This is a genomic window from Actinacidiphila sp. bgisy144 (assembly GCF_057708105.1).
On the sequence record NZ_JBYIRM010000018.1, the window covers coordinates 1 to 15664 of the forward strand.

The 15664-nt window shown below is 70.9% G+C and carries 12 protein-coding genes; 8 read left to right on the forward strand and 4 right to left on the reverse strand.

The annotated features are described in order from the left end of the window. Positions 1–86: 86 nt before the first annotated feature. A complete protein-coding gene (locus tag AC3EVP_RS21005; RefSeq protein ID WP_435131760.1) occupies positions 87–1310 on the reverse strand; it encodes a DUF7847 domain-containing protein in 1224 nt (407 codons plus the stop codon). A gap of 95 nt (positions 1311–1405) precedes the next feature. Between AC3EVP_RS21005 and mtnA the strand changes: the two genes are divergently transcribed. From mtnA to AC3EVP_RS21040, 7 genes are all read left to right on the forward strand, one after another. Continuing rightward, the gene (gene mtnA / locus AC3EVP_RS21010; protein ID WP_335977623.1) at positions 1406–2455 is read left to right on the forward strand and encodes an S-methyl-5-thioribose-1-phosphate isomerase; all 1050 of its coding nucleotides are present in this window, start codon (positions 1406–1408) and stop codon (positions 2453–2455) included. Between the two features lie 135 nt (positions 2456–2590). Continuing rightward, positions 2591–3280 (forward strand): MtrAB system response regulator MtrA, encoded by a 690-nt coding sequence (gene mtrA, locus AC3EVP_RS21015; RefSeq protein WP_202233941.1) that lies wholly within the window; start codon positions 2591–2593, stop codon positions 3278–3280. A 1-nt stretch (position 3281) separates the two neighbouring features. Next, complete coding sequence (mtrB, locus tag AC3EVP_RS21020) at positions 3282–5240, forward strand: MtrAB system histidine kinase MtrB (RefSeq protein WP_435131761.1); 1959 nt, start codon at positions 3282–3284, stop codon at positions 5238–5240. Further along, complete coding sequence (locus AC3EVP_RS21025) at positions 5240–7081, forward strand: LpqB family beta-propeller domain-containing protein (protein ID WP_435131763.1); 1842 nt, start codon at positions 5240–5242, stop codon at positions 7079–7081. The genes mtrB and AC3EVP_RS21025 overlap by 1 nt, the downstream gene beginning before the upstream one ends. A 203-nt stretch (positions 7082–7284) precedes the next feature. Beyond that, the gene (locus AC3EVP_RS21030; protein ID WP_435131764.1) at positions 7285–8052 is read left to right on the forward strand and encodes a phosphoribosyltransferase family protein; all 768 of its coding nucleotides are present in this window, start codon (positions 7285–7287) and stop codon (positions 8050–8052) included. A gap of 297 nt (positions 8053–8349) precedes the next feature. After that, positions 8350–9042, forward strand: coding sequence for a ribosome hibernation-promoting factor, HPF/YfiA family (gene hpf, locus AC3EVP_RS21035; RefSeq protein ID WP_335977635.1), 693 nt, complete (start codon positions 8350–8352; stop codon positions 9040–9042). A 134-nt stretch (positions 9043–9176) separates the two neighbouring features. Beyond that, entirely contained in the window at positions 9177–9914 is a 738-nt protein-coding gene (locus AC3EVP_RS21040; protein ID WP_335977637.1) for a response regulator, read from the forward strand. A 21-nt stretch (positions 9915–9935) separates the two neighbouring features. Here AC3EVP_RS21040 and AC3EVP_RS21045 read toward each other — a convergent pair whose 3' ends face one another. Both AC3EVP_RS21045 and AC3EVP_RS21050 read right to left on the reverse strand, forming a co-directional pair. Then, the gene (locus tag AC3EVP_RS21045) at positions 9936–11117 is read right to left on the reverse strand and encodes a winged helix-turn-helix domain-containing protein (protein WP_435131766.1); all 1182 of its coding nucleotides are present in this window, start codon (positions 11115–11117) and stop codon (positions 9936–9938) included. 117 nt (positions 11118–11234) lie between these two features. After that, positions 11235–11822 carry a GNAT family N-acetyltransferase gene (locus tag AC3EVP_RS21050; RefSeq protein ID WP_335977643.1) on the reverse strand — a complete coding sequence of 196 codons (588 nt, stop codon included), beginning with the start codon at positions 11820–11822 and terminating at the stop codon, positions 11235–11237. A gap of 263 nt (positions 11823–12085) precedes the next feature. Between AC3EVP_RS21050 and secA the strand changes: the two genes are divergently transcribed. Further along, positions 12086–14893: a preprotein translocase subunit SecA gene (secA, locus tag AC3EVP_RS21055; RefSeq protein WP_335977644.1), complete on the forward strand. Its 2808-nt coding sequence runs from the start codon at positions 12086–12088 to the stop codon at positions 14891–14893. Positions 14894–15009: 116 nt separating this feature from the next. Here secA and AC3EVP_RS21060 read toward each other — a convergent pair whose 3' ends face one another. Beyond that, entirely contained in the window at positions 15010–15588 is a 579-nt protein-coding gene (locus AC3EVP_RS21060) for an Rv3235 family protein (RefSeq protein WP_435131769.1), read from the reverse strand. Positions 15589–15664 lie beyond the last annotated feature (76 nt).

Sequence of the window (15664 nt, forward strand, 5' to 3'; positions counted from 1 at the left end):
ATTCAGCCTCGGCCCCCGGTTTCGACCGGGGGCCGAGGCTTTTTGTGTTGGCCTTCGGAGGTGCCCAGCCTTGCGGCTGGGCACGCTCACTTCTCCGCAGCCTGTGCCAGTTCGATGTCCAGCGACTCACGGCGGATGCGCTGGTCGATATAGAGCAGCGTCACCGTGCCGGAGCTGATCGGCAGGGTGAGCGTGGAGCCGATGACAGCGCCGATGCCGTTGACGATGAGGAAAGTCCACCCCGGCGTGCTGCCGGAGTTGTAGAAGGACGAGAAGGACTCGTTCGTGGCGGAAGAGGACAGCGCTGTGAACGGCAGATCGATAATGGCCGAAGCGATGTAGGTGATCAGAACCGTCAGCAGCTCGATCCCGAGGACGCGCCACCAGGCGCCCCTGACGAGTTTCGCGGACCGCTTGATCGCGCCCACGACGCTCTGGTTCTCCAGCATGAGGGCTGTCGGGGAGAGGATCAGCAGAATCCAGAGCCAGACCAGCACCACCAAGCTGGCGCAGGCGCCGAGGACGGCGAGGGCGGCGCCGCCGTCCGAAGCGCCGGCCGCGGCGACGAGAATGCCCGGCAGGATGCCGACGGCCAGCACCGCGATATAGAGGAGGACGAGCAGGAGCGACAGACCCACGAGCCGTCCGGCCCGTGCCCGGGCCTCCCGCCATGCCTCGCCGACCGTCACCGGGCGGCCCAGGACCGCGCGGCTGGTGACCAGAGCCAGCATGGCCGTTGCGGTGAGTACACCGAGCGCGGCGACGACCACGGTGAGCCCGAGGCCGGCATAGGCGTCCCGCAAGGCGTGCAGGATGTCGTGCGCGCTCGGGTTGTCGCTATCCTCGAGCTTCTTGAGGCTGGTGTCGTCGGTGAAGAGGCCCTGGACCACGACGGCGATGGCCTGGGTGATGACCGCGACGGTCAGGGTGATGCCGAGGATGGCTCGCCAGTGGCGCCGGAGCGTTGTGACGGACCCGCCGATGATCTCGCCGATGTCGAGGGGCCGCAGCGGGATGACACCGGGCTGGGGTGCGGCCGGACGGTTCCAAGGACCTTGCTGCTGCCACCCGTTGGGAGGCTGCTGTGTTCCGTTGGGTGCGGGGGGTGCGCCCCAGCGCGGTCCGCCCTGAGACGGGGCCCGCGGAGCGCGCTCTCCTTGCGGTGGCGTCCAGCGGGCCCATCCGGAGGTGTCGGCCGGCGGCTGTTGCGTGGACCAGCCGGGAGACGGGGCGGGGTCGGGAGGGGTGCCGCCGTCCGGCTCGGGGGAGTCGGAGGGTCCGGGCGTCGTGGGGCCCGGAGAGTTGGTCATCGGGGGCTGCACCTCTTCGTGTTGCTCGGCTGGTTCAAACTGCCATCGTGCCATGGGCTGACGTGGGCGCGATCTGACAGGGCACACTGAGCGACATGGGTGATCACATCACGCGACCTGAGAACGGCTTTATTCCGGCGTTGCGGTGGGAGGAGCCGCCTGAGGGACCGGTGCTGATACTCCTCGACCAGACCCGACTCCCGCAGGAGGAAGTGGAGTTGGCCTGCACGGACGTGCAGGGGCTGGTGGCCGCGATCCGTTCCCTCGCTGTGCGCGGAGCGCCTGTGCTGGGCTTGGCGGGCGCGTACGGTGTCGCGTTGGCGGCCGCGCGCGGCTATGACGTGGAGGACGCGGCCGAACTGCTCGCGCAGGCACGTCCGACCGCGGTCAATCTGGGGTATGGAGTGCGGCGGGCGCTCGCGGCGTACCGGAGGGCCGACCCGGCGCATGCGGCGGCTGCCGCCCTGGCCGAGGCGCGGGCGCTGCACGCGGAGGACGCGGAGGCGAGCGCCGCCATGGCAGGGCACGGCATGCAGCTGCTGGCGGAGTTGCTGCCCGGCGGGGGGTACCGGGTGCTGACCCACTGCAACACGGGCGCTTTGGTGTCGGGTGGGCAGGGCACCGCGCTCGGTGTGGTGCTGGCCGCGCACCGGGCCGGCGAGCTGCGGCGGCTGTGGGTCGACGAGACGCGGCCGCTGCTCCAGGGTGCGCGGTTGACCGCCTACGAGGCGGCGCGGGCCGGGGCGCCGTACACCCTGCTCACCGACAATGCGGCGGGTTCGCTCTTCACCGCCGGCGAGGTCGACGCGGTGCTGGTGGGCGCGGACCGGATCGCGGCGGACGGGGCGACAGCGAACAAGGTGGGTACCTATCCGCTGTCGGTGCTGGCGCGCTACCACCATGTGCCGTTCATCGTGGTGGCGCCGACGACGACGATCGACCTGGAGACGCCGGACGGCGCGTCGATCGAGGTCGAGCAGCGGTCCGGCGCGGAAGTGACCGACCTCGCGCCCTCCCCGCTGGGTACCCAGGCGTACAACCCGGCGTTCGACGTGACACCGCCGGAGCTGATCACGGCGATCGTGACGGAGAACGGAGTGGTCTCGCCGGTGACGGCCGAGACGCTGGCGGCCGTCTGCCGGTAGGGTCGCCGCACAGCCGTGGCGCAAGTTGTCCACAGGCTGTCACAGGGGGACAGCGCAACTGCGCGCAACCGTGGAGAATGGTTGCGTAGCGTGACCTCGATCACCAAAGGTCACCGGTATCGATATGCAAATGGGATGATGGTCGGTATGAAGGGACGAGTCCTGGTCGTCGATGACGACACCGCGCTGTCAGAGATGCTTGGCATCGTGCTGCGCGGAGAGGGTTTCGAGCCGTCGTTCTGCGCTGACGGCGACAAGGCTCTCGCTGCTTTCCGGGAGGCCAAGCCGGATCTGGTGCTCCTGGATCTGATGCTGCCCGGCAGGGACGGCATTGATGTGTGCCGGCAGATCCGCGCGGAGTCCGGCGTGCCGATCGTGATGCTCACCGCGAAGAGCGACACGGTGGATGTGGTGGTCGGCCTGGAGTCCGGGGCGGACGACTACGTGATCAAGCCGTTCAAGCCCAAGGAGCTGGTGGCGCGGGTGCGGGCGCGGTTGCGCCGTGCCGAGGAGCCGACTCCTGAGCAGCTTGCGATCGGCGACCTGCTGATCGATGTCGCCGGACACTCGGTGAAGCGCGGCGGCCAGCCGATCGCGCTGACGCCGTTGGAGTTCGATCTGCTGGTCGCGTTGGCCCGCAAGCCGTGGCAGGTCTTCACGCGTGAGGTGCTGCTGGAGCAGGTCTGGGGCTACCGCCACGCCGCTGACACGCGTCTGGTGAATGTGCACGTGCAGCGGCTGCGGTCGAAGGTGGAGCAGGACCCCGAGCGCCCGGAGATCGTCGTGACCGTCCGCGGTGTCGGCTACAAGGCGGGACCTGGCTGACATGTGGGCGTCGTATGAGCGTGAGCGTCTGGAGAGCCGGCTGGCAGACCCCATGCAGGGGCTGCTGCCGGTGATCCGGTCGTTCGTGCGCTGGGCGCGGCGCCCGGTGCAGCCGGCGGTCCGGCTGTGGCGGCGCAATCTTCAGCTGCGCGTGGTCGCTTTCACGTTGCTGATGTCGGTGGGCGTGGTGCTGCTGCTCGGCTTCGTGGTCATCGGGCAGGTGCAGAACGGCCTGCTGGACGCGAAGGAGAAGGCGGCCACCAATCAGGCGACCGGTGGCTTCTCCATCGCGCAGGACATGGCGGACAAGGGCAGCCAGACCCAGCAGTCGTCCGGTTCGGGCTCCACCCAGGGGCGCGTCGATTCGGGGACGTGGCTGAACAGCCTGGTCGAGCAGTTCGCCAGCGGCGGCAAGGGCGTGTACTGGATCGTCGCGCTCAGTCCCGGGCGGGGCGACGACCCGCCCTTCGCCGGGGGCAGCCCCGGCAGTGTGCGCGGGCCGCGCGGTTCCGGCAGCATCCTGCCGGAGGAGAGCATTCCGAAGTCGTTGAGCGACGCGGTGCAGAGTCATCCCGGCGCGCTCAAGCAGTACACGATGGTCAAGACCGACGACGGTCACAAGCCGCGTCCGGCGCTCGCCGTCGGCAAGCGGCTGACGGACATCAACGGAAGCACCTACCAGCTGTATTACCTGTTCCCCTTCGACCAGGAGGAGAAGACCCTCGGGCTGGTCAAGGGGACGCTGGCGACCGCGGGCATATTCGTCGTGGTGCTGCTCGGTGCGATCGCCTGGCTGGTGACGCGGCAGGTGGTCACGCCGGTGCGGATGGCGGCCGGGATCGCCGAGCGGTTGGCGGCCGGGCGGCTCCAGGAGCGGATGCAGGTCACGGGGGAGGACGACATCGCCCGGCTCGGCGAGTCCTTCAACAAGATGGCGCAGAACCTCCAGGTCAAGATCCAGCAGTTGGAGGAGCTGTCGCGGATGCAGCGCCGCTTCGTCTCCGACGTGTCGCACGAGCTGCGGACGCCGCTGACGACGGTGCGGATGGCCGCCGACGTGATCCACGACGCGCGGACGGACTTCGACCCGGTCACGGCCCGCTCCGCCGAGTTGCTGCAGAACCAGTTGGACCGCTTCGAGTCGCTGCTGTCGGACCTGCTGGAGATCAGCAGGTTCGACGCCGGGGCCGCGGATCTCGCCGCCGAGCCGATAGACCTGCGGGACGTGGTGCGCCAGGTCGTCGACGCGGCCGAGCCGCTGGCCGAGCGCAAGGGCACCCGGGTGATCGTCCGGGGTGACACGCAGCCGGTGATAGCGGAGGCCGACGCCCGCCGGGTGGAGCGTGTGCTGCGCAACCTGGTGGTCAACGCGATCGAGCACGGCGAGGGCCATGACGTGGTGGTGCGGTTGGCGACGGCCGACGGTGCCGTCGCGGTGGCGGTGCGGGACTACGGCGTGGGCCTGAAGCCGGGTGAGGCGACCCGGGTCTTCAACCGCTTCTGGCGGGCCGATCCGGCGCGTGCGCGTACCACCGGCGGCACCGGGCTGGGCCTGTCCATCGCGGTGGAGGACGCCCGGCTGCACGGCGGCTGGCTCCAGGCGTGGGGCGAGCCGGGTGGCGGTTCGCAGTTCCGTATGACGCTTCCGCGCACCGCGGGGGACAGCCTGCGCGGTTCGCCGATCCCCTTGGAACCGGACGACTCGCGCCGCAACCGCGGGCTGAACTCCGCGGGGCTGTCGGCCAGGCCCGGGGTGCCGGTGCCCCGGACCGGAGCGCCCGGCGCTGCCTCCGGCGACGCGGCGCTGCGCCAGGCCGGTGCGCGCGGGCCGCAGCTGCCGTCCATGCCGCTGGTGCCGAAGGCGCCGTCCCGGCCGCCGACGGCGGACCCGGCGGCGCTCCCGGGCAGTGGGGCACGGGTGGTGGAGCGTAGGGACAACACGCGGGAGGACGACATCTGATGGGTGCGAAGGGGGGCGGCCGCCTTCGGCTGGTGCGGCACGCGCTGCTGCCGTTGTTCGCCGTGCTGCTGCTGGCCGGCTGCGCCTCGATGCCCAGCAGCGGCGAGGTGCGCAAGGTCAGCGAGGGCCAGCGCGCGGACTCGGACTCGCAGGTGCGGGTCTTCGGCATCGGGCCGAGCCCGGGTGAGAGCGCGTCCGACATCGTCAACGGCTTCCTGGAGGCGACCACCAGCAGCGAGTCGGACTTCGTCACCGCCAAGAGCTACCTGTCGAAGCAGGAGAAGAAGCGCTGGAAGCCGGACACCGGGATCACGGTGTTCTCCGGCGAGCTTGCCCCGCGCGAGGTGGGCGGCACCGGCCGCAAGGAGGGCTACACCACGGTCACGCTGTCGGCGACGAAGTCGGCGGTGGTGGACGCCAAGCACGCCTACGAGCCGGACCACGGCACGTTCAGCACGTCGTTCCACCTGGTGAAGGAGGACAACCAGTGGCGGATCGACGGCCTCGCGAACGGCCTGGTCCTGTCCGACCTGGACTTCCAGCGGATATACCACTCCGTGAACATGTACTACTTCGCGCGGCTCGGACCGGACGAGCACCCGGCGGGTGGGAGCAGCAACGCGACGCTGGTGGCCGACCCGGTGTATCTACGCATCCAGAACGACCCGCTGGTGTCGACCGTCTCGGCGCTGCTGGGCGGGCCCACCGACTGGCTGTCCCATGTGGTGACGACGGCGACGCCGGCCGGGACGCGGCTGGAGGACAAGGGACCTGATCACGGGGTCTCGGTGGACGACTCGCAGCGGCTCCAGGTCCGGCTGGGCAGCGCCGCCGACAAACTGCACGGGCAGCGCTGCACGCAACTGGCCGCGCAGCTGTTCGCGACCGTCCAGGCGCAGGCGTCCGCCCAGTTGGCGTCGGCCGAGGTGGACCACGCGGACGGGTCCACCGCGTGTGTGCTGCACAGCAGTGAGGCGCTCGGCTATGGCCCGGAGAACCTGGTCGGTTCCAGCCCGCGGCCGTACTTCATCGAGGCGGACAGTCAGCACCGGCTGCTGGAGTTGACCGACGACGGCAAGGGCAGCACCCCGAAGGCGACTCCGGTGCCGGGGCCGTTCGGCTCCAGCAAGGCGTATCTGGACTCGGTGGCGGTACGCCGTGACCAGGAGGTGGCCGCGGGGGTGCGCTCCGAGGGCCGCGATCTGGTGGTCGGTTCGCTGGTCACCGGGCAGGCCTTCGGCAAGGCGGTGGTGACCAGCAACGTCAAGGATGGGCTGAGCGCGCCGAGTTGGGACGGGTTCGACGACCTGTGGGTGGCCGACCGCGACCCCGACTCGCCGAAGCTGCTGGTGCTGCCCCATGGCACCGGCACACCGATCGAGGTGCCCGTGCCCGATCTCGACGGGCGTATTCAGTCGCTCCGGGTGGCCTCGGACGGGGTGCGGATCGCCCTGGTGGTGCAGCAGGGCAGCCAGACCCGCCTGATGCTCGGCCGGATCGTCCGTGAGGGCACCACGCAGCACCCGCAGTTCGCGGTGAACAGCCTGCGGCCCCTGACGCCGTCGGGGGAGAACATGACATCCGTGTCGTGGGCGGGTGCCAGCAAGCTCGTGGTGCTCGACACCGAGCCGGGCGGTGCCCAGCAGATCGAGTACATCAGCTCGGACGGCTCGGCCGGGTCCGCGCTCCAGGGCGTCAGCGAGGCCACGTCCGTCGCGTCCTCGGAGAACGCCGCGTCGCCGCTGCTGGCCTCGTACAACGGCAGGGTCTACGAGCTGCCGACGGATGCGAACTGGAAGCAGGTCTCACCGAAGGGCAGCGACCCCGTCTACCCCGGCTGACCTGCGCGATCAGTTGTCCACAGCCACGAACGAGTGACTGGCCGCGGGCGTGCCGCAGGGCGCAGAGTTGAGTCATGCGGGGCTGGTGGAGGGAGATCGCCGGGTTGGTCCTCCCGGTGGACTGCGCGGGCTGCGGGAGTCCGCGGACGGAGCTGTGCGGGCGGTGCCAGGGGTTGCTGGGCGGAGCGGCCACGGCACAGCGCGTGCGTCCGTCACCCGAACCACCAGGGCTGCCGCCGGTCTACGCGGCCGGCAGGTACGGGGACGAGGTGCGGGCCGTCGTCCTCGCGCACAAGGAGCGGGGCGCCCTGGGCCTCGCTCGGCCGCTGGGTGCGGCGCTGGCGGGAGCGGTCGTCCGGGCGACCGCTGCCACCGGCGCCCTGCCCGGCACCGCCGCCCCGCACGCGGTCGGCCACCGCTGGAATCCGCCCGGACGGGTTCCATCGGCAGCCGGCTCCGGTCACGGGTCCCGCTCCGGCCCGCGACCGGCCGCCAGCGGCCTGGAGGCGCCCCGTACCGCCCTGCGGGACGCCGCCGGGCCACTGGTACCGGCGGCACCGTGGTCGGCGCCACGGCCCCTGCCGCTGCTGCTTGTGGTGCCTGTGCCTTCGGCCCGCCGCGCGGTCGCCCAGCGGGGACACGACGCCACGGCCCGGATCGCCCGCGCGGCGGCCCGGGAGCTGCGGCGGCGGGGCGTGCCGGCTCGGGCGGCTGCCGTGCTCCGGCAGCGGAGGCCGGTGGCCGACCAGGCCGAACTGGGTGCGGACGGGAGGTTGGCGAACCTGTCGGGCGCGATAGCGGCCGTGGGAAGTGCCGTGCCGCTGCTGGCCGCGGCTCCCGTGGTGCTGGTCGACGACCTCATGACGACCGGCGCGTCACTCGCGGTGGCCGCGGGGGCGCTGGCCGCGGCCGGCGGCCGGGTCGTGGGTGCCGCCGTGGTTGCCGGACCGCACGATTCTCCGAACGACTGATTTACGTATCGGCGCAGGTGGTTGCCCTTGATATTCACCCGAACGGAGGTATGGCCGTGCTGAGGATGCCGAGGAGCGCACTCCGGGACTATGTTCGGGGGAGAAGGAAGCGAACACCGGGGGTGTTGATCTTCCCGGTGGGGCAGGAGGAGGTGAAAGCCGCAGCTTCGCGGTATCCGGAACTGCCCGGACGGCGAAGCGGCAGCTAACGCAGCGCCGGCCGGGACTGGCACCCGCGCCGGCCTCAGGGAGAGGGATTGCCCCTGGTCACGGGGGCGGTCCGGAACGGAGTTCTGCGTGGACATCGTCGTCAAAGGCCGCAAGACCGAGGTGCCCGAGAGGTTCCGGAAGCACGTGGCCGAGAAACTGGACAAGATCCAGAAGCTCGACGGCAAGGTGATCAGCCTCGACGTCGAGGTGTCCAAGGAGCTCAACCCCCGCCAGGCGGAGCACAGCGACCGGGTGGAGATCACGCTGAACACCCGCGGGCCCGTGGTGCGCGCGGAGGCAGCGGCAGCGGACCCGTACGCCGCGCTGGACGTGGCGGTGACGAAGCTGGAGGCGCGGCTGCGGAAGGCCGCCAGCAAGCGGCACACCCGCCGGGGCAACGGCCGCATTCCGGCCGCCGAAGTGGGTGACACGGTGCCGGGCGCCGCTCGGATCAACGGGGACGGCACGCTCGTGGCCGACCAGGAGGCCGACGGTGCGGCGACCACCACCATGGTCGCGTCGCTGGAGGTCCACGGCGAGGGTCCGCTCGTGGTCCGGGAGAAGACCCACGCCGCGGCGCCCATGGCCCTGGACCAGGCGCTCTACGAGATGGAGTTGGTCGGGCACGACTTCTATCTGTTCGTCGACAGCGAGTCCAAGCAGCCGAGCGTGGTCTACCGGCGGCAGGGCTATGACTACGGCGTGATCCACCTCAACACGGACGAGTCGGGGGCCGGATCGCCGGCGGGCGCCGGTGACGCGCTCAACCACGGCGCCTGAGCTTTCGGCCGGACCCGTTGGGGTCCGTGGGAAAAGGAGCGCCGCATGCCCCCGGCTTCGCGCCGGGGGCGTCGGCGCGCCAGGACGTGAAATGCTGGACCAGTGGTCAACTCTGGTCTGAGGGGGAGGAATTGATGCCGGACTTCGAGCACGGGGCGCCCGGTGAAGGGCGCCCGGTGCTGTACGGGGAACAGTCCGGTCCGCCGCGTGCGGAGCCGATTCGGGTTCTCGTCGTCGACGACCACGCGCTGTTCCGGCGGGGCCTGGAGATCGTGCTCGCGCAGGAGGAGGACATCCAGGTCATCGGGGAGGCCGGGGACGGCGCCGAGGCCGTGGAAAAGGCCGCCGACCTGCTGCCGGACATCGTGCTGATGGACGTCAGGATGCCGCGGCGCGGGGGGATCGAGGCGTGCACCTCGATCAAGGAAGTCGCGCCCAGCGCCAAGATCATCATGTTGACGATAAGCGATGAGGAAGCCGACCTCTACGAGGCGATCAAGGCCGGCGCGACGGGCTACCTGCTCAAGGAGATCTCCACCGACGAGGTGGCGACCGCGATCAGGGCGGTCGCCGACGGCCAGTCGCAGATCAGCCCGTCGATGGCGTCGAAGTTGCTGACCGAGTTCAAGTCGATGATCCAGCGGACGGACGAGAAGCGCTTGGTGCCGGCGCCCAAGCTCACCGACCGCGAGCTGGAGGTGCTCAAGCTGGTGGCCACCGGCTTGAACAACCGAGACATCGCCAAGGAACTGTTTATCAGCGAGAACACGGTGAAGAACCACGTCCGCAACATCCTGGAGAAGCTCCAGCTCCACTCCCGCATGGAGGCCGTGGTCTACGCGATGCGGGAGAAGATCCTGGAGATCCGCTAGTTCCCGGCCCCGCCCCGGCCCTCAGCCGGTGGTGTGGGCGAGGGCGGCGGTCAGGGGCGCACGCAGCGACTCGGGCAGGACGCGTTCGGCCCGGACCTGGGTGCAGCCGACCCAGCCGGCGGCCTCGGTGAGGGCGTCGGCCGCGGGCTGGACGGCCTTGGGGCCGTCGAGGGTGATCTGCCGGGCGACCAGGGTCCTGCCTTCCCGCGCGGGGTCGACCCGGCCCACCAGCCGTCCGCCGGCCAGCAGGGGCATCGCGAAGTAGCCGTGGACCCGCTTCGGCTTCGGGGTGTACGCCTCCAGGCGGTGGGTGAAGCCGAAGATCCGCTCGGTGCGGGGGCGGTCCCAGATCAGGGAGTCGAAGGGCGACAGCAGCGTGGTGCGGTGCCGGCCGCGCGGCGCGGTGGCGAGCGCGGCCGGGTCGGCCCAGGCTGGCTTGCCCCAGCCCTCGACCTCGACCGGGATCAGCCCGGTGGCGTCCAGCACCGCCGCGACCTGCTCGCCCTTGAGGCGGTGGTAGTCGGCCAGGTCCGCCCGGGTGGCGACCCCCATGGCGGCGCCCGCCTGCGCGACCAGGCGCCGTACGCACTCGGTGTCGTCGAGGTCGTCGTGCAGCAGGGTGTCCGGGACGGCGCGCTCGGCCAGGTCGTAGACGCGCTTCCAGCCGCGGCGCTGCGTGCAGACCACCTCGCCGGTGTCGAGCAGCCACTCCACGGCGATCTTCGTCTCGGACCAGTCCCACCACGGGCCGCCGTTCTTCGCGCCGCCCAGGTCGGTGGAGGTCAGTGGGCCGTCGACCTTCAGCCGGTCCAGCACGGCCGCGCAGGAGCGCTCGGCGTCCTCCAGGACGTGCCAGCGGTGGCCGCGGGCCCGGCGGGCGCGCCGCCGGAAGGCGAAGTGCGGCCACTCCTCGATCGGCAGGATGCAGGCGGCGTGCGACCAGTACTCGAAGGCGTGGCCGTCGGACCAGTACGCCGCCTCCACCGTGTCGCGGCCGACCGCGCCCAGGCGGGCGTACGGGATCAGCTCGTGCGACCGGGCGAGCACCGAGATGGTGTCGAGCTGGACCGCGCCGAGCGACCGCAGCACGCCCCGGGTGCCCGCCCGCCGGTCCGGCGCACCCAGGAAGCCCTGCGCCCGAAGGGCGATCCTGCGGGCTTCGTCGGCGGACAGCGTGTACTCGGGCGACGGCAGGAGAGTCATGACGGCCAGCGTAGAACCGGGCACTGACAGTCGGCCGTGGCCGGCGGGTTCACTCGTTCCGGCGACTTCGTTCCGCCGCGCCGCCGCACTGTCGCCACCTGCTGTCAGCCGCCGCCGTCAGCCGCCGTACGGCAGGTACTGCGCCTGGGAGGGGAGGGACCAGTCCGAGGGGAGCAGCGAGCCGCTCCAGGCGTCGCGCCGGGTGCCGTCGCGGACGACCATGGCCCGTACGGTGCCCTCCATCACGAAGCCCAGCTTCAGCGCGACCGCGCGGGACGCCTCGTTGCCGGCCTCGGCGAACCACTCCACGCGTTCGACGCCCAGGGCCTCGAACGCCCAGGAGCACACCGCCCGTGCCGCCTCCACGGTGTAGCCCTTGCCGCGCTGGTCCCGGGCCGTCCAGTAGCCCAGTTCGGCCGTGCGCTGCGGGGCGGCCAGGCGCTGGAGGCGTACCAGGCCCATCGAGCTGACCAGGGTGCCGTCGTCCCGTGTGAAGACGCCGAAGTTGTACATGGTGTCGTCGCGCCAGCCGTCCGCGCACACCACGTCGATGAAGTGGTCGGCGTGCCCGCGCGGATACGGAGCGGGAACGGTTGTCCACCGGGAGATCTCAGGGTCCTGACAGGCGGCGTACAGGGCGTCGCCGTCACGGGGCTCCAGTGCGCGCAGCACGAGCCGCTTTGTGGTGAGAACAGGTGTTTCCATACGGGCGTGCGCACCTTTCCTGCGGGCTTTCCGGCGCGGGGCCGGGCACCGCGTACGGCCGCATATCGGGCGGCGGGAGGACTGCGGCCGAGTATCGCGGACGCCCGGGACCGGGGGAAAACCGTTTTGCCGCCGCCGGGCCTCCCGGCCCGCTGGTGTCCTCGCTTACGATGGCCGTTGCAGCAGGGCCAGGCAGACCAGGACCCGCGCTGTGCCCCGCGCGGGAATTCGCGCCCGGCCCGACCGGCAAGGAGTCAGCCTACGTGTCCGTCATCAGCAAGATCATGCGTGCAGGTGAAGGCAAGATCCTGCGCAAGCTGCACCGCATCGCGGACCAGGTCAATTCCATCGAAGAGGACTTCGTCGAGCTCACCGACGCCGAGTTGCGGGCACTGACCGACGAATTCAAGCAGCGCCACGAGGACGGGGAGTCGCTGGACGATCTGATGCCCGAGGCGTTCGCCGCGGTGCGGGAGGCGGCCAAGCGCGTACTCGGCCAGCGCCACTACGACGTGCAGATCATGGGCGGCGCGGCCCTGCACCTCGGTTACGTCGCCGAGATGCGCACCGGTGAGGGCAAGACCCTGGTCGGCACCCTGCCCGCGTACCTCAACGCGATCTCCGGCAAGGGCGTCCACCTGATCACGGTCAACGACTACCTGGCCGAGCGCGACTCGGAGTGGATGGGCCGGGTGCACAAGTTCCTCGGCCTGAACGTGGGCTGCATCCTGGCGAACATGACGCCGGCGGAGCGCCGCGAGCAGTACAGCTGCGACATCACCTACGGCACCAACAACGAGTTCGGCTTCGACTACCTGCGCGACAACATGGCCTGGTCGAAGGAGGAACTGGTCCAGCGCGGCCACAACTTCGCGATCGTCGACGAGGTCGACTCGATCCTGGTGGACGAGGCCCGTACCCCGCTGATCATCTCCGGCCCGGCCGACCAGGCCACGAAGTGGTACAGCGACTTCGCCCGGCTGGTGCGCAGGCTCAACCGCGGCGAGGCCGGCAGCCTCGGCAAGGAGGAGACCGGCGACTACGACGTGGACGAGAAGAAGCGCACCGTCGCCATCCACGAGTCCGGGGTCGGCAAGGTCGAGGACTGGCTGGGCATCGACAACCTCTACGAGTCGGTGAACACCCCCCTCGTCGGCTACCTGAACAACGCCATCAAGGCCAAGGAGCTATACAAGAACGACAAGGACTACGTCGTCATCGACGGCGAGGTCATGATCGTCGACGAGCACACCGGCCGTATCCTCGCCGGCCGCCGCTACAACGAGGGCATGCACCAGGCGATCGAGGCGAAGGAAGGGGTGGACATCAAGGACGAGAACCAGACGCTCGCCACGATCACCCTCCAGAACTTCTTCCGCCTGTACGACAAGCTGAGCGGCATGACCGGTACGGCGATGACCGAGGCCGCCGAGTTCCACCAGATCTACAAGCTGGGCGTCGTGCCGATCCCGACCCACCGCCCGGTGCAGCGCGACGACAAGCCGGACCTGATCTACCGCACGGAGGAGGCGAAGTTCGCCGCCGTCGTGGAGGACATCGTCGAGAAGCACGAGAAGGGCCAGCCGGTGCTGGTCGGCACCGTCTCCGTCGAGAAGTCCGAGTACCTGTCCGCGCAACTGTCCAAGCGCGGCATCCCGCACGAGGTGCTCAACGCCAAGCAGCACGACCGGGAGGCGACGATCGTCGCCCAGGCCGGGCGCAAGGGCGCGGTCACCGTGGCCACCAACATGGCCGGCCGCGGCACCGACATCAAGCTCGGCGGCAACCCCGACGACCTGGCCGAGGCGGAGCTGCGCCAGCGTGGCCTGGACCCGGTCGAGCACGTCGAGGAGTGGGCCGCGGCCCTGCCGGAGGCGCTGGAGCGCGCCGAGGAGGCGGTCAAGGCCGAGTTCGAGGAGGTCAAGGACCTCGGCGGGCTCTATGTGCTGGGCACCGAGCGGCATGAGTCGCGCCGTATCGACAACCAGCTGCGCGGGCGCTCCGGCCGTCAGGGCGACCCGGGCGAGTCCCGGTTCTACCTGTCGCTCGGCGACGACCTGATGCGGCTGTTCAAGGCGCAGATGGTCGAGCGCGTGATGTCGATGGCCAACGTGCCCGACGACGTGCCGATCGAGAACAAGATGGTCACCCGGGCCATCGCGTCCGCCCAGTCGCAGGTCGAGCAGCAGAACTTCGAGATCCGCAAGAACGTCCTGAAGTACGACGAGGTGCTCAACCGCCAGCGCGAGGTGATCTACGGCGAGCGCCGCCGCGTCCTGGAGGGCGAGGACCTGCAGGAACAGGTCCAGCACTTCATGGACGACACCATCGACGCGTACATCGACGCCGAGACGCGCGAGGGCTTCGCCGAGGACTGGGACCTGGACCGGCTGTGGGGCGCCTTCAAGCAGCTCTACCCGGTGAAGGTCACCGTGGACGAGCTGGAGGAGGCGGCCGGCGACCGTGCGGGCATCACCGCCGAGTTCATCGCCGAGTCCGTCAAGGACGACATCCACGAGCAGTACACCGAGCGGGAGAAGCAGCTCACCGAGGACATCATGCGCGAGCTGGAGCGGCGCGTGGTGCTGTCGGTGCTGGACCGCAAGTGGCGTGAGCACCTCTACGAGATGGACTACCTCCAGGAGGGCATCGGGCTGCGCGCCATGGCGCAGCGCGACCCGCTGGTGGAGTACCAGCGCGAGGGCTTCGACATGTTCACCGCGATGATGGACGGCATCAAGGAGGAGTCCGTCGGCTACCTGTTCAACCTGGAGGTCCAGGTGGAGCAGCAGGTCGAGGAGGTGCCGGTGGCGGACGAGGTGCAGGACGCGCCGCCGTCGCTGGTCAAGCAGCCCGAGATCCGCGCCAAGGGCCTGGAGGCGCCCAAGCGGGCCGACCGGCTGCACTTCTCCGCGCCGTCGGTCGACGGTGAGGGCGGCGTCGTGGAGGGCGAGTTCGAGGAGGCCGCGGTCTCCGGTGGCTCCGCCGGCTCGTCCGGTGACGAGGAGGCGGCCAGCACCCGCGCGGAGCGCCGCAAGGCCGCCAAGGGCGGTCGCCGCCGCAAGAAGTAGGCGGTGGGGCCGCCGCGGGCGGCGTCAGGGCAGTACCGGCTCGGGGCCGGACCGGCAGCAGCGGTCCGGCCCCGAGCCGTTCGCCGGGTGAGGCCCTTGCGGCGCGGCCGTGCCGGTCAGCGCGCGGCCACGTCGGTGCAGCGCCAGCGGGCGCGGCCGTAGCCGGGGCCGGAGTCGGCGGTGCCGGGCTCGAGGCGGAAGGCGATCGCCCGGATCACGTCGTCGTCCAGGGCGACCACCGCGGTCACCTCCAGCGCGCCGTTCGCGGTCGCGAAGACCCGGCAGCGGCACACGTACGGGGTGCGGCCGTGGACCCGCCGCCGCCAGTCCGCGCGTTCGGCGTGCAGCATCCACAGCCGCTGGTAGGCCTCGTCCCTGACCCGGCCCGCCAGGGAGGTCAGCGGGCGGCGGCCGGTGAGGACGTCGAGCAGCCGTCCGGCGAACCACAGGTGCGGTGGCAGGGCGCGGGGTACGTACCTGGGCCGGGTGGCGGGGCGGCGCGGGTCGGTACGGCGCGGGGGTGCGGTGCCCGCGGCGGGCCGGCGGCCCGGGTGCGGTGGCGCGGGGCGTGGTGCGACCGGGTGGGGAGCGGCGTGCGGTGTCGCGCGGGCGTCCTGGCGGGTGGCGGCGGGGCGGGCGTGTTTCGGGCGGGCGGTGCCGCGGGCGCCGGGGCGGTTCGAGGGTGTGCTGCGCATGGTGGTTCCCCAAAGATCGTTTGCGGTGTCGATGGGGCCGGTTGTAGGGGGCGGGGCCGGTCGCGGGCAAGCAGCC